2 rRNA genes are annotated in these 925 nt (G+C 43.2%); both read right to left on the bottom strand.

The features are described from left to right. Positions 1-453: 453 nt before the first annotated feature. A 5S ribosomal RNA gene (rrf, locus tag CVN76_RS01165) occupies positions 454-569 on the bottom strand. Between the two features lie 63 nt (positions 570-632). Further along, positions 633-925, bottom strand: a 23S ribosomal RNA gene (locus CVN76_RS01170); the annotation flags it as partial.

The raw sequence follows: 925 nt of genomic DNA on the forward strand, positions 1-925 counted from the left end.
AAGATAATCCTGAACATCTTCAGAATCAATCTCCATCAATATCTTTTGTGTCTGGTCACAAAACTGTGAAAGGACACCAGTATACGTTTTGATCGTATTATCTGATTTGCCTTGGTCTCTCAACCAGTCAGCAAACGAAAAAATCATTTCATCTTTAGCAGAGGTATCCATCGGCTATTCCCCCAATGACAGTTTCAGAACTAAGTTAATTTTAACATATATCCCTACAGAAACGAAGAATTCTGTCCGGATGTCTTCATCTGGTTAAGATTATATAGAAAGAAGGTGACCTATTTATCCATATATCATAAAAAATGCTTCAAATATAATATGCCCTAACCTATTCTATATAGTAATATCATTATTTGATTCTTTTTTCATGCACTTGGATACAGCGTGGATAAGAATATATCTCGCAAAAAAAGACCAGCCGGATGGCTGATCTTCGAAATGGCTTGGCGGCGTCCTACTCTCACAGGGGGAAACCCCCAACTACCATCGGCGCTGAAGAGCTTAACTGCCGTGTTCGGAATGGGAACGGGTGTGACCTCTTCGCTATCGCCACCAAACATATGAGGAACGTTGTTCCTTCAAAACTAGATAATAAGAAGGTATTTCATTTTTTTAAAGCGTTGGTTAAGTCCTCGATCTATTAGTATCAGTCAGCTCCACATGTCGCCACGCTTCCACCTCTGACCTATCAACCTGATCATCTTTCAGGGATCTTACTAGCTTGCGCCATGGGAAATCTCATCTTGAGGGGGGCTTCATGCTTAGATGCTTTCAGCACTTATCCCGTCCGCACGTAGCTACCCAGCTATGCCTTTGGCAAGACAACTGGTACACCAGCGGTGCGTCCATCCCGGTCCTCTCGTACTAAGGACAGCTCCTCTCAAATTTCCTGCGCCCGCGACGGATAGGGACC

Source organism: Bacillus sp. mrc49 (genome assembly GCF_002803435.1).